This is a genomic window from Chryseobacterium sp. NG-CE01 (assembly GCF_055695505.1).
The window spans coordinates 3806455-3831082 of record NZ_CM146369.1; the positions used below are offsets into that span (position 1 = coordinate 3806455).

General features: G+C 36.5%; 26 protein-coding genes and 1 pseudogene. 15 read left to right on the top strand and 12 right to left on the bottom strand.

The genetic code is table 11. The features are described 5' to 3' along the window. Positions 1-186: 186 nt before the first annotated feature. Genes ACYT6F_RS17430 through ACYT6F_RS17440 form a run of 3 tightly spaced genes read right to left on the bottom strand, consistent with a single transcriptional unit; the run spans position 187 to position 1670 of the window. Positions 187-624 carry a DUF1573 domain-containing protein gene (locus ACYT6F_RS17430; protein ID WP_472598894.1) on the bottom strand — a complete coding sequence of 146 codons (438 nt, stop codon included), beginning with the start codon at positions 622-624 and terminating at the stop codon, positions 187-189. Between the two features lie 24 nt (positions 625-648). Further along, positions 649-1443 carry a hypothetical protein gene (locus ACYT6F_RS17435; protein ID WP_472598895.1) on the bottom strand — a complete coding sequence of 265 codons (795 nt, stop codon included), beginning with the start codon at positions 1441-1443 and terminating at the stop codon, positions 649-651. Beyond that, positions 1437-1670, bottom strand: coding sequence for a hypothetical protein (locus ACYT6F_RS17440; RefSeq protein ID WP_472598896.1), 234 nt, complete (start codon positions 1668-1670; stop codon positions 1437-1439). Before ACYT6F_RS17440 ends, ACYT6F_RS17435 begins: the two co-directional genes overlap by 7 nt. Positions 1671-2375: 705 nt before the next feature. Here ACYT6F_RS17440 and ACYT6F_RS17445 point away from each other — a divergent pair. Continuing rightward, entirely contained in the window at positions 2376-2558 is a 183-nt protein-coding gene (locus ACYT6F_RS17445) for a hypothetical protein (RefSeq protein ID WP_472598897.1), read from the top strand. Positions 2559-2640: 82 nt separating this feature from the next. Continuing rightward, on the top strand, positions 2641-2979 hold the full coding sequence (locus ACYT6F_RS17450; RefSeq protein WP_472598898.1) for a DUF2511 domain-containing protein: 339 nt from the start codon (positions 2641-2643) through the stop codon (positions 2977-2979). 632 nt (positions 2980-3611) lie between these two features. Here the strand turns inward: ACYT6F_RS17450 and ACYT6F_RS17455 are convergent. The 3 genes from ACYT6F_RS17455 to ACYT6F_RS17465 form a co-directional block, all read right to left on the bottom strand. Continuing rightward, the gene (locus ACYT6F_RS17455; protein ID WP_472598899.1) at positions 3612-4103 is read right to left on the bottom strand and encodes a hypothetical protein; all 492 of its coding nucleotides are present in this window, start codon (positions 4101-4103) and stop codon (positions 3612-3614) included. Between the two features lie 702 nt (positions 4104-4805). Further along, positions 4806-6086, bottom strand: a complete 1281-nt coding sequence (locus tag ACYT6F_RS17460) for a DUF3945 domain-containing protein (RefSeq protein ID WP_472598900.1) — start codon at positions 6084-6086, stop codon at positions 4806-4808. 69 nt (positions 6087-6155) lie between these two features. Then, the gene (locus tag ACYT6F_RS17465) at positions 6156-6599 is read right to left on the bottom strand and encodes a JAB domain-containing protein (protein ID WP_472598901.1); all 444 of its coding nucleotides are present in this window, start codon (positions 6597-6599) and stop codon (positions 6156-6158) included. A 725-nt stretch (positions 6600-7324) separates the two neighbouring features. Here ACYT6F_RS17465 and ACYT6F_RS17470 point away from each other — a divergent pair. The 5 genes from ACYT6F_RS17470 to ACYT6F_RS17490 all read left to right on the top strand — a co-directional run bounded on the left by ACYT6F_RS17470 (position 7325) and on the right by ACYT6F_RS17490 (position 11281). Next, the gene (locus tag ACYT6F_RS17470; RefSeq protein ID WP_472598902.1) at positions 7325-7894 is read left to right on the top strand and encodes a DUF6624 domain-containing protein; all 570 of its coding nucleotides are present in this window, start codon (positions 7325-7327) and stop codon (positions 7892-7894) included. Positions 7895-8285: 391 nt separating this feature from the next. Continuing rightward, complete coding sequence (locus ACYT6F_RS17475; protein ID WP_472598903.1) at positions 8286-9149, top strand: NAD(P)-dependent oxidoreductase; 864 nt, start codon at positions 8286-8288, stop codon at positions 9147-9149. A gap of 54 nt (positions 9150-9203) precedes the next feature. Continuing rightward, positions 9204-10064, top strand: coding sequence for a helix-turn-helix domain-containing protein (locus ACYT6F_RS17480; protein WP_472598904.1), 861 nt, complete (start codon positions 9204-9206; stop codon positions 10062-10064). A 110-nt stretch (positions 10065-10174) separates the two neighbouring features. Continuing rightward, positions 10175-10717 (top strand): YbhB/YbcL family Raf kinase inhibitor-like protein, encoded by a 543-nt coding sequence (locus tag ACYT6F_RS17485; protein ID WP_472598905.1) that lies wholly within the window; start codon positions 10175-10177, stop codon positions 10715-10717. Between the two features lie 51 nt (positions 10718-10768). Continuing rightward, positions 10769-11281: a DinB family protein gene (locus ACYT6F_RS17490; RefSeq protein WP_472598906.1), complete on the top strand. Its 513-nt coding sequence runs from the start codon at positions 10769-10771 to the stop codon at positions 11279-11281. Positions 11282-11384: 103 nt separating this feature from the next. Here ACYT6F_RS17490 and ACYT6F_RS17495 read toward each other — a convergent pair whose 3' ends face one another. Together ACYT6F_RS17495 and ACYT6F_RS17500 are read right to left on the bottom strand one after the other, a co-directional pair. Continuing rightward, on the bottom strand, positions 11385-11975 hold the full coding sequence (locus ACYT6F_RS17495) for a nuclear transport factor 2 family protein (protein ID WP_472598907.1): 591 nt from the start codon (positions 11973-11975) through the stop codon (positions 11385-11387). Between the two features lie 72 nt (positions 11976-12047). Beyond that, positions 12048-13097, bottom strand: a complete 1050-nt coding sequence (locus ACYT6F_RS17500; protein WP_472598908.1) for an NADP-dependent oxidoreductase — start codon at positions 13095-13097, stop codon at positions 12048-12050. Between the two features lie 130 nt (positions 13098-13227). Between ACYT6F_RS17500 and ACYT6F_RS17505 the strand changes: the two genes are divergently transcribed. After that, positions 13228-13584 (top strand): winged helix-turn-helix transcriptional regulator, encoded by a 357-nt coding sequence (locus ACYT6F_RS17505; protein WP_472598909.1) that lies wholly within the window; start codon positions 13228-13230, stop codon positions 13582-13584. 104 nt (positions 13585-13688) lie between these two features. Here ACYT6F_RS17505 and ACYT6F_RS17510 read toward each other — a convergent pair. Both ACYT6F_RS17510 and ACYT6F_RS17515 read right to left on the bottom strand, forming a co-directional pair. Continuing rightward, a pseudogene (locus ACYT6F_RS17510) lies at positions 13689-14387 on the bottom strand (IS256 family transposase); the annotation flags it as partial. A 292-nt stretch (positions 14388-14679) separates the two neighbouring features. Continuing rightward, on the bottom strand, positions 14680-15234 hold the full coding sequence (locus tag ACYT6F_RS17515) for a hypothetical protein (RefSeq protein WP_472598910.1): 555 nt from the start codon (positions 15232-15234) through the stop codon (positions 14680-14682). Positions 15235-16566: 1332 nt separating this feature from the next. Here ACYT6F_RS17515 and ACYT6F_RS17520 point away from each other — a divergent pair. Further along, complete coding sequence (locus ACYT6F_RS17520; protein ID WP_472598911.1) at positions 16567-16923, top strand: response regulator; 357 nt, start codon at positions 16567-16569, stop codon at positions 16921-16923. 183 nt (positions 16924-17106) lie between these two features. Here ACYT6F_RS17520 and ACYT6F_RS17525 read toward each other — a convergent pair whose 3' ends face one another. Continuing rightward, entirely contained in the window at positions 17107-17517 is a 411-nt protein-coding gene (locus ACYT6F_RS17525; protein WP_472598912.1) for a hypothetical protein, read from the bottom strand. Positions 17518-17678: 161 nt separating this feature from the next. On the opposite strand from ACYT6F_RS17525, the gene ACYT6F_RS17530 reads away from it, so the two are divergent. The 5 genes from ACYT6F_RS17530 to ACYT6F_RS17550 all read left to right on the top strand — a co-directional run bounded on the left by ACYT6F_RS17530 (position 17679) and on the right by ACYT6F_RS17550 (position 22373). Beyond that, positions 17679-18116, top strand: a complete 438-nt coding sequence (locus tag ACYT6F_RS17530) for a GNAT family N-acetyltransferase (RefSeq protein ID WP_472598913.1) — start codon at positions 17679-17681, stop codon at positions 18114-18116. A 283-nt stretch (positions 18117-18399) separates the two neighbouring features. Beyond that, on the top strand, positions 18400-18945 hold the full coding sequence (locus tag ACYT6F_RS17535; RefSeq protein WP_472598914.1) for a peptidoglycan-binding protein LysM: 546 nt from the start codon (positions 18400-18402) through the stop codon (positions 18943-18945). A 137-nt stretch (positions 18946-19082) separates the two neighbouring features. After that, positions 19083-19247, top strand: a complete 165-nt coding sequence (locus tag ACYT6F_RS17540; RefSeq protein WP_472598915.1) for a hypothetical protein — start codon at positions 19083-19085, stop codon at positions 19245-19247. A 1286-nt stretch (positions 19248-20533) separates the two neighbouring features. After that, positions 20534-21622, top strand: a complete 1089-nt coding sequence (locus ACYT6F_RS17545) for a sensor histidine kinase (RefSeq protein ID WP_472598916.1) — start codon at positions 20534-20536, stop codon at positions 21620-21622. Then, complete coding sequence (locus ACYT6F_RS17550; protein ID WP_472598917.1) at positions 21612-22373, top strand: LytR/AlgR family response regulator transcription factor; 762 nt, start codon at positions 21612-21614, stop codon at positions 22371-22373. Before ACYT6F_RS17545 ends, ACYT6F_RS17550 begins: the two co-directional genes overlap by 11 nt. A gap of 232 nt (positions 22374-22605) precedes the next feature. On the opposite strand, the gene ACYT6F_RS17555 is transcribed toward ACYT6F_RS17550, so the two are convergent. Beyond that, positions 22606-23199: a porin family protein gene (locus tag ACYT6F_RS17555; protein ID WP_472598918.1), complete on the bottom strand. Its 594-nt coding sequence runs from the start codon at positions 23197-23199 to the stop codon at positions 22606-22608. 295 nt (positions 23200-23494) lie between these two features. Here ACYT6F_RS17555 and ACYT6F_RS17560 point away from each other — a divergent pair, with 295 nt between their 5' ends. Further along, positions 23495-24619: an efflux RND transporter periplasmic adaptor subunit gene (locus ACYT6F_RS17560; RefSeq protein ID WP_472598919.1), complete on the top strand. Its 1125-nt coding sequence runs from the start codon at positions 23495-23497 to the stop codon at positions 24617-24619. Positions 24620-24628: the final 9 nt, after the last annotated feature.

Here is a 24628-nt window from a genome sequence, read left to right on the forward strand (position 1 = left end):
AGGATGTCAGTATGACTTTTAGGAAAACATGCCCTCAGGAACATGAAATTGGACTGCCTAGACCTAAACTTTAATGATAAAATATCAATCTTTCCATTCTCTATACTCCGTTAAAATTAACATTGCATTATTCACAGCTGCAAAAAAAGACAGGATGGTCCTGCCTTAAATAGTAACTGAGATTTTTTACTTTTTTCTGTAACCTTCAACATATATTTTTTTTATGTAAGGGTAAAAACTTCCATAAATCGTAATACCTTGATAAAAGTTACCTATCTTTTCAAACTTCATGTTAACGCTAAAAGTTTGCGAAGTATTTGGTAACATAACACTATCGTACCTTGAGACCTCATTACATGAACATGGCGGTTTAATTGTAAGTGAAGTTAAATTTCGGTTGCCTTTATTCCTTATTGTAATACTGATAGTTTTATTGTCTCCATGTATAGTATCTAAATCGATAAACTCTGGAATTTCTATTTTTGTTAATTGATTGTCAGGTATTTTTGATATTTTTTTATAAATTTCATCACTGTTTTTTAGATTAAATCTGCTTTTATTATTGATTTTTTCTTCCTTACAAGATACCAGGCATAGAAAAAATATACAGATGTATGTTTTCATAAATAAGTTTCATGTTATAGTTTATTATTGCAATATTTTCAATTTATATAAGTATCCGTTAAAGGTTGCCATTTTCCATTCTTTGGACTGCGGATAATAAAAATATGAATAGGTATCCTTGTTAAGTTTTAAAATGGCTGTTCTTCTTTTATCAACAGACTTATAAAAAAAGGTTATAAAAAAACCATTTTCCGGATATTTAATAATCTTAGGTAAAATGATATCCCATTTCTTCCGCACAGTTTCAGAAATATCTTTTTGAAATGACAAAATAGGATTATCATTATCAGGAAAACCATTTACATTGGGTAATATCTGAATTTCAATACGGCCATTTATTTCATTAGGAAATGACGAAGGCTCTGGAAAAAAAGTAATTGATTTAACAAAAGTCTTCTTTTTTACATCTACCTGAATAAACGTTGCAACTAAATTGTTCGGAAATATTGCTGCTGAATAACGTTTTAATTCATTACCATTTATTGTTCTTTCTTTTTTATTATTCAAATTGTCACCTGAAATATGAACTTCTTCAATTTCTTTTACTTTATCAAAAAAGTATAGTGTGTCATGACTTATTGAGAAATCCAATAATTTTCCATTATAAACTATCTTATCGTTAGTATCAAAAGGAAAGTTTTTAAAATTAGATTTATCAATCTCAACGTTTTTTTGTTCGTGTAATACGGTGATATTTTCGAAAATCTTTTCATCAGAATTCCTAATAAAAGTCTGACTTTTAAAAAGCAAAGAGAAGAATAAAAAGGAAAAGAGCACAGCTCTTTTCCCTTGTTTTTTACTATGTTCGTTTACTAACATGAAGTGTACATTGTTTCTGTGTGTGTGCTTACACCAACCCAAAATACATGATATGTTACCTGGACTTCACATCCACATACCGGCGTACCGTCTGCCTGTATTTCTCCCGTTGGCGAGCAAGGGCCATATCCGGTTATTTCACTTCCCCAAAATTTACGGGAGGTTGAATCGTCTGATTGAGCATCGTCAAATGAACTTAGTGCAAATACGGATGCTAAGCCTAACATACCCACTAAAAAATTCTTTTTCATAGTTATTGAATTTAATATTTTCATGTCCCTACTTATTTTGTCAAATTTCAACAGAGAAATTCAAACTTTCCTTTCGGCGGTAGGTTTTCGGGCTACTTCCTACCTTTCTGTTGCGCAACATATTCTTCAAGGAGTTTTTATTAAAAAACTTCCATAAATTGACTAATTTGGAATGACTTTTTGAAATCTAAGAATAGCAATTTTTGCTGATGGATAGAGGTTCAAAATTATTAGTTTTTTTCATTTAACGATGAAATATTGAAAATTATTGTTTCGATCAAAAAATAATTTTTTTTAAAAGTTATTTTCTGCAATTCAACTTTCTTTCTCCATCAAGATAATATTAGCTTTGTAACACCATTTGAGTTATAAAAATTAAAGTTCCTTTGAAAAGATAATAATTTGTTCATCTTTTATTTGTTGCTTCGAAGTCTCCCCGATAACCTATGGTTTAACTTGTTAAAGTATTAGCTTTCACTCCATCAAAAAAATAACCTGCTCCTAATATACTTCTTGAAATGTTCCCAAAATCCTGCTTGTTAAACCGGTATTAGTTATTTTTATAGAGTTGAGTTCTGAATTTAAGAACAATGTTAAACCGGGAGTATTTTTAGAAATGATTTACAAAAAGAACTGCCTTATAAAATCATTTCCAAAAGCTATGATTACAGGGCATGTCTTATGTATGTAAAAGACAAAAAAAAGAAAATTGACAGTATTACCTGTACCGGCATGCTGACCATTAAGAAAGAACATCAAAGCAGAACCTATTCTACGGTTGACCGCGTGTGGCTAATTATGAAATCCATCTTTGAAGCACAGACCTTCCTTATGTCTGAAAGCGGATTTATTATGAAGGAATAATAACCAATAATACTATCCGGCGCTACGGATAACCGTAATTAATATGACAAAGCCAGCAGTACCTTTGAATAAAATATTATCAATGAAAATACTTTATCTGCCATTTTTATTACTGCTGTTTTCCTGCACAAACCCTGCCCCGCAAAATACGATCAGGTATACCCGACACGAATATCCCGGCAAATGGCCTTTTTCAGTCAATGAAATTGAAGTATACTGTTCTGGCTATAAAGAAATCTACTGTAGGGCCAGCGATGGAAAAACATATGCCCTTAACGGTACGGCGAAAGGCGTTTCCCATGATAATCCCAACATCAGCAAAGTAGAGGAAATATGGCTGGATGACCCTGATTTTGCAGGATTGAAAATTTCTTACGGGGCTTTTATTACAGAAGGGTTGGTGCTGTGTGAGCATAAATAGATCAAAATAAATAAGTAACCATAAAATAATTTGTGCAAACATTCATTTTAGAGATAAATCCTCGGTTTTTCGTCAAGGATTTTTGTTTTACGCTACAGATTGAGCTATGTTCTCAAGCTTGATCGCAGACCAGATGGGTAAAACGATTTTTCCCCGGTTTTTGCTTCTGTGAGAATTTCAGATTCAGACCGGATCTTTAGCTCCCAGACATCCATTTTCTCATCTTCTTCTGATACGGGCTGAAACTGCATTTCACTTCAAAGTGCTGCTTTTTTAGGGTCCCTGAAAATTCTACAATAATGCTTTGGCAAAGACCTGTACTTCTTCCGTATGATTGCTCTAAGTTTCCTTGTCCGTTTTTCCAAAGCTATTGCGGTAATGCGACAAAAGGTGTCGTGTTTATTTACTCTTAGGTGCAAGTATTGACGCTGCTTATCTTTACCTGACAACTTTCTGAGGAAGAAAAACGTTATGCGAGACACCGCGCCACATATCTTGATTTCTGAAGTACAATAAGCCTGGCAAAAGTAATGATCCCTCTGGTTCGACCGCTTATATCCGGTTGTATTTTAAATATTTTTAAAAGGGGTATAATATAATCATAACGACAGCGGAGTGCTGCCGTTAATTGTTTATTGATGGTTAACCGGATTCCCTGGGCTTCCTGACAGCTCTTGTGTACCCGAATTAATCTCAGCATAAATTTCTGAAATTCCCATTGTTACGGCAGATATACTTGTTATGAAAAGCTGCTGTTGGGCAGAAACAGTATTCAGCTGGGCAAGCTTTAATGCCTGGATGATATTATCGTACAATGTATCATCATCTTTTGGCTCGCCATGGTCATCGGTTTGGGCAAAGTCTGTTTCAGCATCCGGTTTTACATTTGCGCCCCCGGGTGAAAGACCAGCAAGAGGATTGGGCCCGTCTACTGCTGCGTTAGAAAATAATTCTTCCTCTTTTATGGGAAGACGGCGTTCTATTGTCCTGCTGATATACATTGCCTCCCTGATAATCGCTAAGCGCTCTGCTTGCAGTACCTCTCCCATTGCTTTGAGCGATTGTGTAAAAGCATTGTTGTACGATAAAATTTCTTCAGGATTAAGTGGCTTGTTCTGTTCCATGGATATTAATTTTTTTGTCCTTTAAGATAGTACTTTTATTTGTGACAAATGATCTGTTAATGATTTAATTAAGTACAGTGCTCTGTATTGTGTCACGTAGAAGGAAGCATGTTTTTACACACGCTTTTTAACTCTAAGTTTCCCTGACTATTTTTGCGAAGTTATTGCGGTAATACGACAAAACGTGTCGTGTTTATTATGATGATTTTTTTGTCCTGAAATCTTATTGAGGCTGCGGCCTGTTCCTTTGAAAGCATTCTTTATTCCTGAAACTTCCATTCTTTCCAATTACCTTAATCAAAAACACCCGGAAGGATGAGAACTTTTAATCAGACCGAAAAATAATTATTTTCACTATCCCTGCAAATGGCTGTTTTCAGTCAATGAATTGAAGGGTGCTTTTCGGATTATAAAGAAATCTCTGTCGATTCATTAATCAAATTTCCCGCAACCTTTTTTCAAAAACATGGGAAAGCCCGACCGGCAATGTTTTAGAAATAGGGTTGCTCCAAACGCCGCAAAAATGCGTTTCCGACCAAAGGGAGGAATTGCATTTTTGCCCCCCGATTTTCCTCCAGCCAATACTTTAAAATACAAACAAGCAACCTGCCCAGTCAATTGACCTGGCGGGTTGTTGTAAAAGATTCTATTCAAATTAACCTACTCGCTTACTTCGGACTTCTCCGAAACATATACGGCCTCCTATTTTTTATTAGGATTCTTAAATGAGAATACTATCCTCCCTATCGTCTTATCAAAACTCATATGCCCCTGATAGGTCTTTCCTTTTCTGCTCACCAATCCTGTGATATAGGCGGTCTCTCCTGCCTTTAACCTCTCCATCTGCCACCTGCGAAGCTTAATTCCTCTGAAATATGCAGGAACTTCCCTTTCAGAATGCGGTAGTCCGCTAAAACCGGAGCTTCTAAACTTATTCTCAAACAAAAATTCCACCCACTGCCTATCCGTATTGAACTGCACGGTTGCAGAAAAAAGCGTTCCTTTCTTCGATACCATATTTTCAACAAACAAAGATTTTCCCTCACGGAGCACCTGTTTTTGCTCCCAATCCAATCTCACCCCGCAAAGCACCTCAGGAATCCGCACCAATTCCATTCTCAAAGAAATCAGTTCATTGGTCAGCCTGTCCAAGCTTATCAGCGAAGGAGTGATCTCGCCCGTAACTGTATCAATAAGATCCACTACCCGTCCCATATTCCCGGAATTCAAAAGATTGACCCTATCCTCTTTTGTAAACTTATGCCCCTTGAACTTCTTCCTGAAATCTACTTTCTTACCAACGCGGTGCACCTTCACCATCAATTCTCCATCATCACCGATTCTCAACTGCAACCGTGCATCAATCTGGCTTACCGTTGCCCCATCATTAAAAAGTACCGGAATCAGCATCGGTGTTTTATAGCCTTTCAAGAGCGCATCCAAAGCTCCGATTTCTTCCAACTTCTCGCGATCAAGACCACTTTCAGCCATCTTTTCCCATGGAACATCTTCGATCTGATAGCGATATTGGGAACCATTACTGATCATAGGCAAAGCGTTGCCATAAACATTCTTCACCGCAGAAGAATCTCTTTCAGCAGACTTCTTATTTCTGACATGATCTACCGCCTCAATAGAAACTTCGTACGCTTTAAGATCATGCCTTTCATCATCCGATGAATCATTGATAAACTCCTGTAAACCTTTCGCTGTTTTGTGCGCCTCAAATTCCCTGACTTTAAAAAATGAATATTCGGAGGGATCTTTGAGCTGATGGTAAAAATCTGAATAGAAGTCCGTAAAAGACTGCTCCGCTGAATCGACACGAATGACTGTATCGACTTTGTTGCTGTCAGGCTTCACATCAATAAGATTTCCCGACGGATTCACCGCCTGAACAATGCCGACAGAGTTATTACGATGACGAAGTACCAATAAAGTACTGACTTCTGAAAGTGCTGTGTGATTGCAAATGGTGTTCATGTTGAATATTTTTATATTTTAATATGTTGGTTGTACTCACTTTTGGCGTATTATACTATTTTGATTGTATTACATCAACCCCTCATCCGCAAACGAAAAATACGAATCCGACGACAGGATCACATGATCCAGCAGGCAAATATTGAGAATCTTCCCCGCCTCTTTGATCTGGGAAGTCACCTTGATGTCACATGAGGAAGGCTTCAAATTTCCTGAAGGATGGTTATGGGCAACAATGAGCGCCGTCGCATTGCAAAGCAGCGCCGCCTGCATCACGATCCTCACATCCACCAGCGTCGAAGAAATCCCGCATTCAGAGATCTTCTTAATGCCCAATATTTTATTCGCCTGGTTCAGGTACAACGCAAAGAACGATTCCCGGTAATCCATCTCATCCGCATCAAAATGCGCCCTGAATACCTCTACCGCGTCCCTTGATGACGATATCGACCGTTCACAATTTCCCTTTCTTGAATAGCTCAGTTTAATTTCGTTGACAATATTGAATTTCATGTGAATTGCTCCGTGTGCGGCGGAGACCTGTTTTTCCCGCACCTGCTGTTAAAACCTGTAGATTGCAGCTTGAAGGAAATCTTGACTTTTTATGTTTACCAAAACGTATCATTTGTTGTACGGATGGTATCAGATTTAATTGTATCATCTGGTCAAATCGATATAATAACATCTGATGATGAATGCTCTATCATTATTTCAGATATACGGACTGATACCAAGGGTAATCATAAGGATCAAAATTTCAATGAACTGCATTTGCATCTTGTGAGGTTTCTGACTTTTCTATGCGGATCAACACATTCAGGCAGTCTCAATGAAAACCGGATCAATTCCCAAAAAAACAATAAGAAGTCATCTTGATGGAGGCTTGAAATCTTTTTGCGGAGGCTCCGCGAGCTCCGATCACGGATACCCAAAAAGATTTTTTTCAGCAGGGACAACGGAATAGATTTGCTATAGAAAATCACGAAGCGATCAAATAGCCAGATGACAGTTGAAATTTGCCATGTATACTGTAATCAAACAGTATATGCTGATGCATACATTTGATGTATTTTGCACAGAAATAGATAGGTCTGAAAACTGATTTGCTATTTAGAAGCTGAAGTCTCAGAATCATATGAATATCATACGCGACAATGGCAAGTCGAATGTGGCAAGATTATTTATAAAGTGTAGTAAATAATTATCTCAATATTTGTACATTAGTATAAAGTAGGCAAATGAATCTACATAACATCACTGAAAGATTGCTTCGTCTGGCAGAAAATGACCTTGCTGTAAGAGAACGGCTACTGAATAATAATCAATTAAACGGTGGCTACCATCCTGAAATGGAAGCGGTGCATAGAGCCAATGCCGCAGAACTGAAACAAATAATCAATGAGATAGGATTCCCCGGAATCTCTAAGGTAGGAAGAGAAGCTAATGAGGCAGCCTGGCTGATCGCCCAACACGATATTGCCGAGCCCGCTTTTATGAGGTCATTTTTTGAGATGATGACTGAAAACGAGTGGGATATCAATAAAAAACATTGGGCTTACCTTTATGACAGGATTCAGTATTTTCAGGGCAAACCTCAGCGATTCGGAACCCAGCTTAATGCAGATGGTAGTATATATCCGGTTATTGATAAACAGCAATTGAATACCCTACGAGTGGAATATGACCTACCCATTATTTCTTCTGATGATTTGAACCGTACTGCCAAAGTCGAAGATATCGAGCGTATCGAAAATGAAAACCCTGATTACGTGATATGGCGAGATGGCGTTGGTTGGAAATCAGATTAGTATCGGCATTGACTTACTTCCTATAAGAAACACAAACAACATAAATAAGTGCGATGCTATATGAATCATAGAACTAATAGAGGTTAGTCGCTAATGACTTCAATTTGGATATATTTATTTTATTGAAAATCCCTTTCTTCACCTCAGTCATTTATACTTTCACAATTTCGTTCTAGATATGACGGAGTTCGATTTTATGTTACTTTTGTAAAATTTCAATTAAACCCAATATTTCGAGTTGTTTGATATCAATAAATATAACCATTCCTGAACTTCCGGCAACACTTTTCGAACGTCCGGCAGTCTATTCCATCAAATAAAACATCTATCTTTACTGTTGGCTTATTTAAGCTGACAGGCAAAATAATAAAGAATAATACTTAAAGATAAAATGGCAATGAATATAGGATGGATCGGTTTAGGAACGATGGGAAAACCAATGGTCAGAAGACTATTAGAGCAAAACCATGATGTTATGGTTTATAACCGCACAATTAAGAGATCAACTGAGCTGGTAGATTTAGGCGCAACAGCAGTAAGAACCCCCGTAGAGCTCATATCTGAAAGTGACTGCATTTTCATTATGGTTTCTGATGATGAAGCAGTACAGGATATTTTTGCAGGCCCGGACGGATTACTTAAAGGAGAAATCTCAGGCAAAGTATTCGTCAATATGAGCACGGTATCGCCGGGCATCAACAGATCCCTTACGGAAATTGTAAATGAAAAGGGCGCAACACTTATCGACGCTCCGGTGTCGGGAAGTGTTATGCAGGCCGAACAGGGACAGCTGGTCATTCTGGGCGGAGGAGACCAAAAAGTGTTTGATGCGTTAACCCCTGTTTTTGATATGCTGGGAAAAATGTCAATATACATTGGACCGTCAGGATCCGGAAATGAACTAAAGCTCATCATCAACAGCCTGCTGGTCATTTTTACGCAGGGATTCGCAGAAGCGGTATTGGCAACGGAGTCCAAAGGTATCGGACTTGATAAGTTTTTGACTCTGCTTAACAACAGCGCCCTTTCCAATATCTTTTTAAAAGCCAAGGGCGATATCCTCACCAGCGGAAATTTTAATGCAGCCTTTGCACTCAAGCATCTGGCCAAAGACCTTGATCTGGCAAAACAGGAGAATATTCTCGGGGATATGGGAAACCTCGCATTACAGGAATTTCAATCAGCAGCCGTTCATTATGGTGATCAGGATGTGATTGCAGTCAAGAAGTCTTTAGATGAACACACCCCATCATGACAAATTTGTAATTCAGAAAGATCCGTTTAATTAGAAATATAAATCTCTCTTGTTATGCAAGAACTCCTATTACCACAGGGCTTAAGTTCTCAGAATAATGCCGAAAGGAAGGTGTTTGCATGTTCTTATGAATCTAAGAAACCGAGCATCAAATCCCGCATCATTTTGGACTGGCATCTGTTCAGTTTCCTGTTGGAAGGTGAAAAGGTGGTCAGCTATGCATCCGGAACGCAAGGCATTGACAATACTTCATTCTTTTTTCTGCCTTATGGTAATTGCCTGATGAGTGAGAAACTGGCTCAGGATGGGCAGTATAAAAGTGTCCTGCTGTTTGTAAGCAAAGAAGTCTTCAAAGACTTCTTTAACAGTTATCCGGCATCAAAAAATTCTAATGTAAAGAGTTATCATCAGCTTGAAGTAGAACCAAGATCAATTAAGAAAGATGATTATATCGACAACTTTATTTCCAGTCTGCAGATTGCTCTGAGCAACCAAAATTTGAATACTGACCATGTTCTGCGCCTGAAGTTTGAAGAGCTTATGATGTACCTTTTACAGGACAAGTCCCTGCTCCTCTACTTCAAATCATTGTGCGAAGAATGGGACGAAGATGCATTGATCAGAAAGATCGTTAGTATCCATATGGACAGTGGCGTGACCGTGGAAGAATTGGCGTTTCTCTGTAACATGAGCATCTCCACATTCAAAAGAAAGTTCACCAAGATCTTCAATGATGCTCCCAAACAGTGGTTTTTCAAGTCCCGAATGCAGAAGGCCGCTGAACTCCTGAAACAAAAAGGATTGAAAGCCAGTGAGATCTACGAAGATCTGGGCTATGAAAACCTTTCAAGCTTTGTACAGGCATTTAAAAAAGTATATGGCGTTACCCCTAAACAATACCAACTCTCAGAATGAGCTTCCAGCAACACTTTTTGGATCGTTAGCTCAATAAGATCACGAATTTAGGTCTGTAACTTTGTTAAGTGTTAATAACAAGACATTTAACAAATTAAAACAGATCAAAAATGAGCACAACATTCTTAACATTCATGATGGCTGTAATCGCTACAACAGCCACATTCGCCCAAACATTTACACTTAAAAGCAGAGAACTGGGTGGACAGTTTACCAACAAACACTATCTGAACGGGATGGGCTATACCGGAGAGAACAAATCTCCGGAACTTTATTGGGAAAATACTCCTGAAGGAACAAAAAGCTTCGCCGTGACCATGTATGACCTCGATGCGCCTACAGGAAGTGGTTTCTGGCACTGGGTGGTCTTCAACATTCCTGCAAATGTTACCGAGCTGAAGTCTGACGCCGGAAATATTTCCAACAAGCTCATGCCTGCACAAGCCATCCAGAGCAACACGGATAGGGGAACACCAGGATATGCCGGAGCAGCACCGAATGACGGTCCTGCCCATAGATATCTAATTACCGTCTATGCATTGAATAAAACATTGGATCTGGATAAAAATGCCACACCGGCCTATGTAGGATTCAATTTATTCTTTTCTACCATTCAGAAAGCATCCATCATCGTGTACGGACAAAAAAAATAAGTTATGCTAAATGCGCAACAACTTGCTTTTAATCCATTTAAAATTTAAAAAATGACAAAAAAATATTTTACAGCATTAGTCAATTACAATAATTGGACTGATGCAATGATTATGGAATGGTTAAATCAGATCGGTGAAGAGCAATGGACACAAACTATTTCAAGCAGCTTTAGCAGTGTCAGAGAAACAGCTGTTCACATGGTCAGTGCAAAAAAGATATGGATTGACTTTTGGAACAAAGAATCTGATCCGGTGTATTTGTCTAAGACGTTTCAAGGCACCAGGGAGGACCTGATTAAAGTTTGGGAAAGATCATCGGTCGACTTACAAATGGTTATTGAAAACTATCCGGAAGAAGAATATATGGATCCTATAACATTTATATATCCTACCGGAAAACAGGGCCAGATGATATTTTGGGAAACATTTCTGCATTTCATCAACCATGCCACCTATCATCGTGGACAATTGGTTACGCTACTAAGACAAACAGGGCTTACCAACTTTTCTAATACAGATCTTGCAACTTATTTTATCAGCAAAGGCACTAAACATTCCGATTAGCACATACCAGAATAATTAGTTGTTATCATCAGTTTGGTTAGAAATAACCATTGATCTGATATGGCCGTTTATGATATATTTGCTTTAGCAATGAAGAAATTGTCTATCCACAGATATTTTGACGTAGCGTTATATGAAATGCTCCAAACATATCACATATGTTGTTTAGACCTGATAAATTATCACTTGAGATGATTTTTGAGAATACCGATTTTCCTATTGTCGCTAATGAAATGGTTTTTTTTCCCTTGGAAAATTCTTTCCATACACAATTGCGGCAATTGCTTTTCATGTACTTAGGCATGAAATCACCGATATTACATTCCTGACAGACATAGTGATCATTGTATACAGCTCCAATAGTAGTCCTGCTCTTCTTATCTTTTACATTACGGATCAATGTGATAAGGCAATAACAGGTGCCTGTGGCCTCATCTCCTTTTACCGTAAAAATGGACTGTCCGTTAAAATGGTATATGGTATCCACGTCCTTAAGAAACTCTTCAAATGCCTTAGCCATGACTTTACGTCCTTTTAATTCCATAATGACTTTGCCATTACTTCTGGTTTCTGATATGGCCTGTTCTGTAAAAAGCTGTAGCTGATTGTTAAAATCTTTTTGATCCCCAAAAATAGAAACCTGATCTACAAGTTCTTTAAGCATTATTTTGTCTTCTGACAGTGTATTTTTCATTGAATGTGATTAAAGTTAAAAACAAGGCTTCCTTTAACCCGGAAAGCCTTTTGTTATGATTATTGAGTTTAATTATTGATCTACGGTAAGAACAATTTTCCCTTGAATATGCCCTTTGGCCGCTCTTTCATGCGATTGATGGGCTTCAGAAAGTGGAAATATGCTGTCGATAACGACTTTAATAATTCCCTGATCAAGCAAAGTGGCTAACTCTGAAAGCTGTTTTCCGTTCGAACGTACCTGGATTGCCGATACGTTAATCCCTAATTTTTCTGCTTCATCCCGATCCGTGAACCCCAAGGGGAAGATCGGAAATAATGAACCTCCTGCTTTCAATGTCTTTAAAAATCTTCCTGTTTTCGGGCCTCCGACCGCATCAATGACCAGATCTATATCTTTCACCACTTCGTCGGCGTTGGTTTTTGTATAATCAATGAATTCATCCGCGCCCAGTTCCCGTAATAATTCTTCCTGTTTTCCGGAAGCTACAGCAATGACCCTGGCGCCTTTCCATTTAGCGATCTGCAATGCAAAATGCCCTACTCCTCCGCCCGCTCCATTGATCAGCACGGTTTTACCTTCGAGGGGAATAGGGATATGCTTGTCAGGCTGTAAAGGATTCTGCTCATCATGGCCTACTTCAATCATAAACTGCCACGCGGTAAGCAGTGACATCGGTGCACCGGCTGCATGAATATGATCGATACCAGCCGGCTTCCGGGCAATTTCTGCTACGGGCACGTTAACATATTGTGCATACGCCTGGCTCGGGCCATAGCTCGGAAATCTCACCATCGAATAGACTTCATCACCCACCGAGAATCCTTCCACATCATCCGCAACCGATTCAATGACGCCCGAAATATCCGTACCCAAAATAATGGGAAAAGGGACTTTCGGTTGCCATTCCGGAGGTAACATTTTGTATCCTTCCCGAAGATACCAGTCCGGTGGATTTAGGCCTATCGCCTGTACTTTTACTCTTACCTCTCCTTTTTGCAATTCCGGAATAGGAGCATCTTCATATACCAATACTTCAGGACCTCCAAACTCATGCTGACGTACGGCTTTCATTGTTTTATTTTTTTCAAAATTGCTTTTGTTTTTATTTAACTGTTTCATCTTTAATTCTTTTAAAATGATGGTACAAAATTAATTTAATGATATCTTTGTCACAAGTATGTACTTTTTGGTAATCTATATACTAAAAAGTATGTATCATTGAAAATCAATACATTAAATTTATAAAAAGATGAAAAATAAAATGACAACTGCTGAAATCGATCAGCAATGCGGGGTAGATTACGCTTTTAAAAGAATTGGAGGTAAATATAAGGGAAGAATCTTATGGCATCTCAATTCCAAGGAAGTATTGCGTTACGGGGAACTGAGAAGAACATTGCCTGATATCACTACCAAAATGTTAACACAGACTTTAAGGGAACTGGAGGACGACCGGTTAATCACCAGAAAGGTATACCATGAGGTGCCACCTAAAGTAGAATATGCTTTAAGCGAAACCGGGATGGAGCTGATCCCCTTTATCAAACATCTGCATCAGTGGGGCAATAAGCAACTGGAGAAGGAGGTGCTATCTTGTGAGAAATAATAGGAATTCAATACTCAGTCTGATGAATACTATATCGATGCACAAATCTTCAATTTTGACACTCTCCCATAAAGTGTGTAAGTTAAAAAGTCAGGGCTTGGATTTTATAATCTGAGCCTTTCTTCAAAAATAAGCATAAATTGGTTGAGAACAATTCCGCAATTCTGAATGGGTACCGACCATTTTTTGGTAGCTTCTTTCAAAGTAAGGTAAACAGACTTCAAAACTGCATCATCCGTAGGAAAAGACATTTTGTTTTTTGGTGTATTTTCGGATTTTGCCGTTAAGATTTTCAATTAAATTGGTGGTATAAATGATTTTTGGATTTCTAAAGGAAATTCAAAAAACACAGTTAGCTCATCCCAATTATCCCTCCAGGATTTAATGGCATAGGAACATTTGGATTCCCATTTTTCCGCAAAATCATTTAGAGCTGCTTTCGCTGCCTGTTTTGTAAGGGCGGTGTAAATAAGCTTCATGTCTGCAGAGAACTCTTTTCTATCTTTCAGACCACATATTTGCAGGCATTTCTGATTTGATGGACCACACAAATTTGGGTTTGAGATTCAGGAAAACAGAACGAATGATCTGGGTAAATCGGTTTAAATTATCGGTAGCAGTGATCAGGATATCCTCTACACCACGAGCTTTAAGATCCGCTAAGCCCCCATTCAGAAGCTCGAACTTTCATTCTTGCCGAGCCACATTCCCAGTACTTCTTTTTTACCTTCACGATTCAGACCTACTGCCAAATAGATGGTCTTATTAATAACCTTGGAGTTTTTTTTAACCTTGAATACGATTTTGTATGTGTTTATTCCACGATCTCCCATTATCAAAAATAATGCTGTGTCTTAGAAAACCACAATGCAAATTAGCATTATCTTATAATGTAATAAAATTATTTTCTAGTACAATGTTACATGCTTTCTTTCTCAAATCATTTTTCTTAATGGAGAGGACTATTGCTAATAGGTTCTAAATATTCTCTTCTTCTATGATTATTTGGCATCCTATTAACGATCCTGATTAGCAAGATGCTATTTACACATCTGTTCACGAAAGATAAGTCGGTAAACTCATAATCACCATTCATCAATTCACTAAAAATTCTATCCGTAAGAACTCTAATGCATCAAAGCTGGCTGCATTATATAGTAAGGGTATTCCATTATTAACAGAATATGAAAACAGACTCTGGGGGGAAACTTGTTTATTTTGATTAACTAAAAAAAGCTTACTACAATCACATTGCTTATTTTTCTTTATTAAGTACACTTCGTCATTAAGTTTTTCATTAAACCTTACAACTAAGTATTTGCTGTCTTGTTCAACTTCAAAACAATATAACTTCTTAGTATTTTTATCAAATATCATGTGATTTGATACATATAAATGAAATGTACCTTGTGCACTTACTGCCCCGCTTTTTGTCATTTCATATTTTAAATCATCCGCATCTAAACTTATAATTACTGGCTGATAATCATTCAGACGAATTGTTGTTGAATTTTTTATAAAATCTAAGGTGTTAATCACCTTTAGACGAATACTGGTGTCAGTAAAGAAATCGCTTAGCCTATTATCTATTTGTTGTGAAGAACAAAAATTTGACAGCAGAACAATAATTCCAAATAATATCTTTTTCATAATAAAAGTTATTTTCTTTTAAGTTGAGGATTACGAGATAAAAATACTTTTGAATAATCACCTTACTATTTTATAGGATTGCAATTCCTTTTCCATATCTTCATAATGTCGCTCTTTCTCCTGTACCAGGTTTTCCATTAGTTCTTCAATTTAATATGAATTTCATCAGATGGAATATCCTAATATATCCATAATCATGATATCGCTTGTAAAACTATAATCCACTAACGACAAAACATGTCGTTTCATATATGCATCGTGAAAAAATTAAACAATGTTGCAACTCATAATGAAAGTAAGGCGTAGACTTAAAACATTGATTGTCTATATTATTAAGTAGAAAGAAAATGATTGACAAAAAGCGAATTTTGATTTGATAATTATGCAGTTATACTGATCCATACCATTTTATTGCGTTATTTTTGGTAAACGATATAAGTTTTAGCTATTGTTTTCTCTATATTGGGATTAGATACAAAATCAAAGGCATCCCGTAGGAGCCTTTGAAAAACACAAAATATTAATATGAAAAAAAACTTTTCATTCAGGAACTACATTTTTGCTTGCATCCTGAACGGGATCTTACAGCTGCAGATCTTTTAGGCCAACAATTGACTAATAAATAAATCAATTTTTGATACCATCTATTCCAGCAGATATCTTTTATATATTATTATCAATTTACTTTAATAAATTCTGATCCGAGATCGGATTATTTATTTTTATAACTTATTTAGTTGTCCTCTTTTGAACAATACAAATCTACGGCATCTATAAAAGTTTCTTTGTAGTGGAACATGGAAGTCCATGTAGTGGAATAACCGCACAAATTCCTTAACAGAAACGCCTTCAACACTTTCTAAGTGTTGAGGACATATATAAATCTCTGTTATCTCTAATACTAAGCTGTCGTCATATAAATACCGATATTTACAATGATAAAACGATCCATTAGCCTATTCCGTCAGGAGCAATATATCTTATCAGGTAATACTTTCGTAATAAAGAGACTGCCATCAACAAGATAGACTTTTTAGGGCTGTACATTACAAATGCTTCTTTTTTATTACTCAAGGAATACAAATCCGAGACATTGGGTTATTAACTGTATAATTATAGGAACAATATAAAATTGTAAAAAGTTGATTAAAGACCATTAAAAGAGCGTCCTCCGCATTAAAATCATTTTGTCATTTTTTTTAATCCTGTTGAAGGTATTTAAATAACAGATAAATCTAAACTGACATATGCTTTGATTAGTGAGACGGACCTATTTCAGGTCGCTGATTTCGATTATTTTTTTTCATACATTTACATAAAAATTAATGACCTATGGAGAAAAAAGTGGTGCTTATTCAGGATGATGAACAAATATTAGAAATTATGGATCATATCTTGACCAATGAAGGGTATGATGTGACACCCTCACTAAACACCGATCCGATTGAGGAGATTGACAATATCAATCCGGATGTTGTTATTGTGGATGAATATATCAAAGGAGATAAAAGAGGAACTGAGGTTATTGAAGAGTTGAAGACAGATCCTGCCACTGAAGATTTATCAGCCGTATTGACTTCCACCTCTCCCGAATTATCCAAAAAGGCAGAACAATGCAAAGCTGATGACTATATTGAGAAACCTTTTGACATTGATCATCTGGTAGATGTCGTTAAAAAAAACACCTAAACCGTAAAATTATTTCTTCGAGTTCCGCAATCCACCCAAAAAATCTATACAGGAACTTTACCTACCTTAGAGATGAACATCATATTAGCCTCGATAAACTGGCTTGGGTTTACTAAACCTCGTTGGTAAGCAGCTGAAAAATAACAACCAAAGCCAACCCAATTGTTGGCTTTGGTTATTTAATTATTGTAAATAAATTTCTGTTTGTAATTTATTCGTTGGGCCAGAACTTATGCAAGTTATTTTTTTTATTCTGTTTTTGTCATAAAAGTATTCTCTTTTTAAACTCTGACTGTTCTCCAGTAAAAAGGTTTCCTTTATTGGTAATCTATCTTTAATTACTAAATTATACGCTTTGATGATTTCGTCTTCAGGAATAAACAACGTAATATAAGAAGGGTAAAAACGATTTTTTTTATTAAAACATTTATAAATTACAGTCTTCTCGTTTCCGTTTACAACAGAGTCTTTTTTAAAATCATCATAATTCTTACCCACTGTTAACATAGTAGCTAAATCATTAATTTCACTGCTGACTATTTCAGGATGTTTAATCTTGATTACTTTGGTTGATAAATCTTTAGCCTGATACAAATAATTTAGTACAGATTGCGTATAATCAACATCTTTTAATTATCCGGTATTTGTTTTCACCGGAGCAGCATTTTTACTTTCAGATCTTGACCATTATACCTTTAGTGTAGATAATTACATAAAAACAATTAATAAAACCAAAATTAATAATAGTAATAACCATGAGTATAAATTGTAAAAAAGTAAGTACTAAAACCGATATAGAATTTTGTAAAGAGGCAATTCTAAAATTTAGAGAAAATCTTGATCCTGAAACAGTAGTTGACCAGGTTTATAAAATGATTACAGAGGAAGGATTTGAATTGGCTTTTATTCCAAATACTGAGAATACAAAAGCAGGTGCGTTTATCGGCTACCGTAAACTTAATATGCTTCGAATAGGTCCAATGATCTATATTGACGATCTCTTTACACTTGACGAATGCAGAAATCAGGGCTATGCCTCGACATTGCTTGACTATGTTCTCGGGCTCGCCGCTGATACGGGAATTAAAAACGTTCATCTTGACAGCGGCTACACACTGCATACAGCACACCGGTTATATCTTAATAAAGGCTTTTATCTGGCTTGTAATCATTTTGCCAAAACCGTTGAATAGCGAGAATTAAGATTTGACATCTTTGTATATCGTCGTTTGTTAAGAATACCCGTTCTTATGTGAATGAAACGGTAATTTATATTACGACTGCTTTATAATTATATCACACAATGATTTAAGGAACCCCTCAACACTTAAAAGTGTGGAGGGCTTTCCTATTTAAATAGATAAACGGAAATACGCGTGGCGATTTCACTACATAGAAAAATGTATTGCCGATGTACTTTTGTAATGTTCAACAGAGAACAATTAATTAAAAATAAAAAATAAAACAATACCATTTATGAAAAAGCAAATTGCAATCGTAGTCTTAACTATCGGAGCATTCGTATCAGGAACAAACACTGTTCTGGCTCAGAATACTACGGCAACTACAGCCGTAAACATTACCCTGAATGATGTCATCTCTATCGACGCGGGAAGTACGGCAATCGGCAATACAGTTGACTTTAACTATGCTACTGCAGCAGATTACAACTCTGATCAAACGGTTACTAAGGCCAACTCTTCAAAAGTAACATCAACAAAGAATTTTAATGTAAAAGTAAAAGCAGGAGGTGCGAATTTCATGAATGTAACCAACGTAATCCCTGTAAATGTTCTGACAATCAAAGCTGCTGCTGCGTCCGGAACCATGGGCGGAACAAAAAATACTGTTGTTTTATCTGTAGCTGAGAAAAATCTGGTGTCAAATGCACCGTTGGGAAGTGCATTAACACTGAATCTGGACTACACGATTCCAGCGGCAAAATCATCTTCTTCTGATATTTTAGGAAAACCAGCCGGAACATATACACAAACAGTAACGTATACTGCGACTGCTTTATAATAAAAAAGGGAATTTTATATAAGTCCCCAACACCTGGAAAGTGTTGGGGACTTTCTGTTTAAACTAGCGTGCTAAATATGGGTGCTAGTATGTCATAAAAGAATAATATATTTGGTGAAAAATAATCAGGAAGAACTATGAAATCAATCATTACTAGCTTATTGCTTGTGAGCAGCACTTTTATTTTCGCTCAAAATAAAGAACATAAAGAATATTACGAAAACGGAAAACTCAGGTTATCCGGATATGTAGATAAAGACGGAAAACAGACCGGAGAAGCCAAAGAGTATGATGAAAACTGAATGTTAAAAACTTTGTCCCACTTCAAGAATGGCGAAATAATTGACGGGACAACCTATTACACAAATGGTAAAATACGCCAGTTTATACAATCCAGAGAGCATCGCTTTAGAGACGAATAGGTTCTGACTATATTCTAAGCAGACAGTACATCAGTAAGTATTAAGGCAGCTGTTACACGTACAAAATAGGATTGGCTATCGCCAATCCTAAATCACAACATTAAACACAAAATTTTGCCTTTCGGCTGAAGAAACTAATCTTGCTAAGACGCTCTGAATGAACTGCTTCAAATAGTTTCCTGTTTTCTGATCAACACAAAAATTTATCGTCTGCATTTCAAAAATACGTAACCATTGGCTTTATTATTCGGGTAATACAGTGAAACAGCAAAAATAGAAGATCAGACGGCAAAATCATCAACTGAAGTTTCACGTCATTCAATCCAATTCCTAGGATCATAAGAAATGTGGAGCCAGTAACACAGGCTCAGTAAAATCTTAGTCTTAATAGATCATCAAAATATAAAACTTACTTATACATTCGCCAGCATAGATAATTGCACAATAAAAATTGACAAATTGATTATGGTTACAAGTGAACTTCATATATGTAACAACAATCTCACGAATTAAATAGCAATCCGAATAATGTCAAGTAAAACGCATAATTCTAAGTGCCTGATTTCAGCACCTCGGAATATCGGAAGCTCACATCTGCACAATAATATTTATCAGAATTTTTAATAGAGCCATTGACATCAAATTAGGAAAAAAACTTCCCAAAACTAAACGCTCAAAAAAGGACCAGAGCATACTCCGATCCTATAAACAAGATTAATTGGAATAACAAGGCCCTCTAAGGGCAATTGATACAGATTAGATTTTTATTGATATTAATTCTTGCTTTTATCCATAGACACAAAACAATTGCTGTGCAATTTTGTTATATAAATTTTGATGCAGTCTATAAGATTCAACCCCCTCCGCCGACAGTAGAAGACTTTCAGCAATAGATGCTAAAGCTCATATCCGTCTATTTGTTCACATACTATTTTAAAGACATTACAAATGTACCATCTTAGAAGAAGTTGTTTCTAAAAAATTAGGTGACAATGATTATAAAGGCCCTGAAATGTCATTTTTTGACGATGAAGTGTATGAACATCACTTTAACTACATAAACTTACGTTTCAGCAGTCTTTTTTACTGTCTGACTTAAAAATAAAAATAAGAGGAATTTGCATTGTGTATCTTTACCTCATAAATTAAAAAATTCTGTATAAAAAATGATAAAGAATAACAAGTTCTTTACTAAACTTAAGAGAAGAATCGCGGTATGGACTATTGCCTTTATGCTTTTCTACCTTCTGACATATCTTATTGATCCGTTTGCTTATAAGGAATATATTGATAAGCCCTGGTCGGTTATTTTGGAGGACTTCCTGTGGGTTTTATTAATTTCAATAGTTATATCGGAAATGAGTATGCTAATCGATAATTTCTTACATCGAAAACTATCTTGGGATGTACGCAATGTAAAAAGACTCTTAACGCAAGCTCTTTTACAGATTGTAGGAAGTATAATTATTGTCTTATTCTTTTATTCTATTTTTTATATTTATGGTCCTACCGATATTAAGTATACAGTTATACAGGAATACACTTTCCTAGCTCAGTGGATTGCCGTTAACATAATGGTTTCCTTGCTGATAAGTGCTATTAATACAGGTAGTTACTTGCTAGAAAGCTGGAAAAAGACAGCTATTGAGGCTGCTCAACACAAATTAAAAGCCTCCGAACATAAAAGAATCGCAATGGCTGCTGAACTACAGGCCTTGAAATTGCAAATTGATCCGCATTTTATTTTTAACAATTTAAGTGTCCTTTCTGAAATCATATTGGAAGATCAGCAGCTGGGTTACGAATATTCTGAAAGCTTTGCAAAAGTATATCGATATCTACTTGTGAATTCAAAGAAAGACAATATAACGCTAGATGAAGAACTTAAATTTTTAGATTCCTATATTTACCTAATCACAAAAAGGATTGGAGAAGGAGTTCGTTTTGATATTGCTGTTGATCCATCTGTCCGGAATATGCTCATACCGCCGTTAACCCTCCAGTTTCTGGTCGAAAACGCATTAAAACACAACCAGACATCCAAATTGAATCCATTGGTAATAAAAATATATACTACCAAAGATCGTTACCTTGTTGTACATAATTCACTTGTACCATTAGTGAATAAAACCAACTCTTCAGGAATTGGTATCAAAAATATCATCAGCAGGTTTGAGTTTATGGGTGAAAAAAAACCACTTATTTTAAAAACAGATACAGATTTTATAGCAAAAATACCATTATATGAAGTTTAAAAAAATATTAATCGTCGAAGACGAGAAACCAAATGCAGACCGTCTGAAACGGTTAATCTTAAAATTGAGACCTTATACTGAAATATTATCGGTAGAGGATTCCATTGCTTCCTCTGTAGAATGGCTTGAAAATAATCCAATGCCCGACCTGATTATGATGGACGTTAGACTTTCTGATGGATTAAGCTTTGAGATTTTCACCAAGGTAGACGTGAGGTGTCCCGTCATATTTACAACTGCTTATGACGAGTATGCCGTAAAGGCTTTTAAATATAATAGTGTGGATTACCTGCTAAAACCTGTTGAAGAAGAAGAATTAGAAGCAGCATTGCAGAGATATGAAGGCTTTATGGAAAGCATTCCTTTTGTAGGAACTGCTTTAGAGGGCTTATTAAACTATATGCAGCCTAAAGAATTTAGAAAAAGATTTTTAATTTCCCATAAGGACGGTTATAAGACGATACTTACGGAAGATATTCTATATTTTTATACAGATTTAGGAATTACCAAAGCCCAGCTGATAAAATCTTCGGAAGTAATTCCGCAGACCCTTGAAGAACTGGAGAAACAGCTGGATCCGAAATCATTTTTCAGAGCCAATAGACAGTATATTATTAACATTAATTCTGTGAAAAATGTTTTTAATGATTTCAATGGGAAACTGAAAATCGAACTTATCAACCATCCTGAAGCAGAATTGATCATCAGCCGGGAAAAAGCATCCGCTTTTAAGGCCTGGATGGATTTTTAAAATAATCTCTAAAGATTTTTAACATAGCCTGCATCAAATTTTGAGCAGGCTTTTTCAATTTAAAGGTCTTTAGTATGTATGTTATATGTACCGCCGTAATTTTATACTAGCCGTATTGGGCATTTTGAGATTTAAATTGTGTAATAGAAATATTTAAAAACTTAAAATCACCTGATAAAAAAAGCCCTCCAGTTTAAAACCGCAGGGCTCCGACCAACATTGAAAACAACTATTATAAGGAAATCGCATATCCAAGCGATACTGCAAAACCTCTGTTTTTGATTGCCGCTCCTTTAGCGTCAGAAATATTACTCAAACCTAAATTATATCTTGCGTCAACAATAAGCTTACCCGGTCCGGCAGGTATAGCCAGTCCTGCTCCCATCTGCAGACCAAAATCTATAGCTTTTGTTTTCCCATAGACCGCTTTTACAGCATTATTCTTCCCCATTAAAAAGCCCACTGATGGTCCTGCGTTTACATAGACAGGTCCAAAGCTGTACTTAGCTAAAACCGGAACTTCGATGTAATTGAAATTAAAATTCTGGTTGACCAATGCGTTTTTGATTTTTGTACCTTTACTTATAAAGTTCACCTCCGGCTGAATGGAAAAATTTGCTGCTCCTGTGGGAATATTCACACCCAGGCCTGCCTGAAAGCCCACTTTTGACTTTTCACCATTTACTCCCTCGATAGACTGTTTATAAACAGCGATCCCTGCCTTTGGAATTAATTGGATGTTCTCACTGTTTTTTTCTTTGGTCTGCTGAGCATTTAGGCTAAAGAATCCTAATACCATGGCTGTTGCTACTAAAACTTTTTTCATTACGATTAATTTAAATGTTATTATTTATTGATTGTTTTTCTACTGCGAAATTAGGATAGAAGCGAAGCACCTTTTTTAATTTTTAAGGTGAAGCAGAGAAAATGGCAGGTCAAGTGTTGTTTTGAAATTGTCAAGCGAAAAAGCTTGGAAAACGGCACTAAAACCATATATAAAGGCGTTTAACGCTTCATTTTGAATATCCAACGTTTCAAGTGCGATTATTAACGTTTCACATAATTTACTTCAAAACATCACCGTTTTATCCTCTTACTTTGCAGTTAAATAAAAAAGTATTATGTATTTCAGAACCGGATTATTCGCTGCATCACTGAGCATAGCAATGGTAATGTATTCCTGCAATTCAAATGACAAGCAGCAAGAGGCAACTGCCGTCTATCAGATGTCAGCAGTGCCAACAGACTTTATACAGTTAAGAATAAGCGACGCCGAAATCAGCACTGGTTACCCGGGATCCATTGAAGGTCAGGACAACGTCGAGCTGAAAGCTCAGGCAACAGGTTATCTGGAAGCTGTTCTGGTTAAAGAAGGGCAATATGTAAATAAGGGTCAGACCTTATTTAAAATTAACTCATCGGTCTATAATGAACAGGTAAATACAAGCAGAGCAGGGCTAAAATCTGCTTTGGCCAATCAAGCTGCTGCCAGACTGGAAGTCGAAAAGCTAAAACCTTTGGTGGAGGGAAAAGTTGTTTCAGATATGCAGTTAAAAACAGCTCAGGCTAATTACGAAGCAGCTTCCGCCCAGGTAGCCCAAGCTAAATCGGCACTCGGATCCTCCAGTATTAATGCTGGCTTTACCTTTATCAAAGCTCCGGTAAGCGGATATATCGGAAGAATTCCCAACCGAATCGGCACTTTGGTTTCTCCTTCTGATGCTTCACCACTGACGACATTGTCTAACATTAATACCGTAAATGTATATTTCTCAATGAATGAAGCGGACTATATAAGTCTGGCGAAATCATCAGCGCAGTCATCTAACAATGATGTGAATCTCCTTTTGGCAGATGGAAGTACTTACGATCTTAAAGGCCAGTTGGAAACTGCCAGCGGTAATTTTGATAAAAATACAGGAAGTATACAGATGAAAGCTGTATTTCAGAACCCTAATAGGCTGTTAAGATCAGGTGGTACAGCAAGGGTTATTATCCGTAAAAATGCAAGCTCAATCATTAGAGTACCCAAAAATGCAGTTAAAGATATTCAGGATAAATTCTTTGTGTATAAATTGGTCGGAAAAGGCAAAGTACAAATGATACCTATAGAAATAGAAGGCGGTACAGCCAATGATTACTTTGTGAAATCCGGTGTGCAAGCAGGGGACAAAGTGGCTATCAATAGTATAGATATGTTAACCGACGGAGGACAGGTTGTTGCAAAAGTAGTACCTCAAAAATAATCTTAAAAT